The sequence below is a fragment of the Streptomyces inhibens genome (assembly GCF_003389455.1).
Taxonomy (GTDB): Bacteria; Actinomycetota; Actinomycetes; order Streptomycetales; family Streptomycetaceae; genus Streptomyces; species Streptomyces inhibens.
The window spans coordinates 1-1,648 of record NZ_QUAC01000290.1; the positions used below are offsets into that span (position 1 = coordinate 1).

Genomic DNA, 1,648 nt, shown 5'->3' on the forward strand with positions numbered 1-1,648 from the left:
CATGACGTGATCAACGTCCGCGTGTGCCCGGGCATTCCACGGTATCCAGAAGTCCGGCCACCAACTTTCGCAACAGACCCTAGCCGCGCTCTTCTTGGCCGTGGCCACAGAGAGCCACTCAGCGGGCTCGATGCCCAGCTGCGACAGCCGCTGTTGCCGCTCCGTCGACAGCTGCGCCCACTGGCCGGCCTGCCGCTCCAGCCATTTGCCCAGATCATCGCCTTCGAACAGCACGCCGGGTTGGGATGTCGGGCAGGATGCCGCGCGGCTACGTCGTCTACCGCGACAACTGCAACGTCATCTGGAACAACGACCGCGACACCATCTACCTCTACAAGCCCGGCGGCAGCCGCGCCGACGTCCACTCCTACACCAGGAGCGGAAACGACCACGACGGCAACGGCTACGTCACCTTCCACTGAGCAAGCGAGCCGGCCCATCCGCCCAGTGCAACAGGGCCAGCTCGTGCTGCGCCCCAAGGGCGCGCATACCGCGCCCCTCTTCTGGAGCCTGTGGGACATCAGCGATCCGGCGGATGCAGTGTTCGGCGACGACCACACACGGGAATCGGCGGGATGACGAACCGGGTCCGCAGTTCACGTGCCGGACCCGGCAGTGTCAGCCATTCATGGCCGCCCAGAACTCCTCGAAGGACATCTGGCGGTCGCCGTTGGTGTCGAGCGAGTCGATCAGCTCCTGGGCCTGCGACTCGGTGATCTCCGAGCCCTCCAACTCCGCCACGACCTTCCGGTATTCGTCCGCGGTGACCTGGCCGTCCCCGTCGACGTCGTAGCGCTCGAAGACCTTCCGCGCCGCCGTCTCCACGATGTCTGCCATGTGCTCCGCCCTTCTGCGATCTTCGCTGACGGGCCCAGATTATCCGTCCGCCCGGAGCAACGCGGGCGCGCCCAACCTGCCTGGTGTTGCGGGCCGAGCTCGTTCCAAGACCGTGAAGCTGCCGCCGGCCGTGATCACTCGATGGTGAGTTCCTCGTAGGTGATGGTGACGGTCTCTGTCGCCGGGCTCACGTTCCCTCTTCGAGCGTCGGGCCTTGCCAGCTGCTGGTCCACGCGTCCACGAGGTGGTATCGGACCATCGGCTTGTTCGCACCGTCGTGCTGAGTGATCGTGATGCTGGGAGCGTCTTGAACGGGCCCCTGCTGTTCGGAGGTCTTGCGGACCCACTCGGTGAATGCGGCGCTGGTGTCCGCACCGCGTGTGATCATGATTTCGCCAGAGCCATCGCCCGCCGACAGCACAGCAGTCCTGCTACTGCCTGGCGTGGGCCTGACGACTTGCTCCCCAACCTTGGTCACTCCTCCCACTTCGACGCCCTCAACGCCGTACGCAACCCCGCTGACAACTTCACCCTCTCCACCTGAAACTTTCCCAGCTCGACGCTGAAGACGCTGGTAGAGGCGGTGTCGCCGAGAGCCATGATGTGTCCTTTCGGCCCAAGCAGTGACCAACACAGTGACTCCCCTCTCGGCTGCCAAGCCACGCACAGGTTCACCCGCGTGAGTCACTCCAGAACAAGCCGCGGCTCCCGCGGACCTATCGCACACGCCCTAGATGAGTGAGTCCGATGTCTGTGCTGGCCGCGACCATGGTGAAGGGCGCCCGTTGGCTCGTGTGTGACTACCAGCCTG

The 1,648-nt window shown here is 65.0% G+C and carries 5 protein-coding genes and 1 pseudogene; 2 read left to right on the forward strand and 4 right to left on the reverse strand.

Translation table 11 applies throughout. The features are described from left to right. Positions 1 to 234, reverse strand: a 234-nt coding sequence (locus DY245_RS47115) for a helicase associated domain-containing protein (protein WP_342354237.1), incomplete at its 3' end; no start/stop codon positions are given. 38 nt (positions 235 to 272) lie between these two features. Between DY245_RS47115 and DY245_RS32970 the strand changes: the two are divergent. Next, positions 273 to 422, forward strand: a pseudogene (locus tag DY245_RS32970) (lamin tail domain-containing protein); the annotation flags it as partial. Positions 423 to 447: 25 nt separating this feature from the next. Further along, on the forward strand, positions 448 to 579 hold the full coding sequence (locus tag DY245_RS47690) for a hypothetical protein (RefSeq protein WP_280525026.1): 132 nt from the start codon (positions 448 to 450) through the stop codon (positions 577 to 579). 39 nt (positions 580 to 618) lie between these two features. Here the strand turns inward: DY245_RS47690 and DY245_RS32975 are convergent, their stop codons facing one another. From DY245_RS32975 to DY245_RS47695, 3 genes are all read right to left on the reverse strand, one after another. Next, positions 619 to 837 (reverse strand): EF-hand domain-containing protein, encoded by a 219-nt coding sequence (locus tag DY245_RS32975; protein WP_128510833.1) that lies wholly within the window; start codon positions 835 to 837, stop codon positions 619 to 621. A gap of 187 nt (positions 838 to 1,024) precedes the next feature. Next, positions 1,025 to 1,324 carry a phage tail protein gene (locus DY245_RS32980; RefSeq protein WP_342354238.1) on the reverse strand — a complete coding sequence of 100 codons (300 nt, stop codon included), beginning with the start codon at positions 1,322 to 1,324 and terminating at the stop codon, positions 1,025 to 1,027. Beyond that, entirely contained in the window at positions 1,312 to 1,437 is a 126-nt protein-coding gene (locus tag DY245_RS47695; RefSeq protein ID WP_280525027.1) for a hypothetical protein, read from the reverse strand. The genes DY245_RS32980 and DY245_RS47695 overlap by 13 nt, the downstream gene beginning before the upstream one ends. Between the last annotated feature and the right edge of the window lie 211 nt (positions 1,438 to 1,648).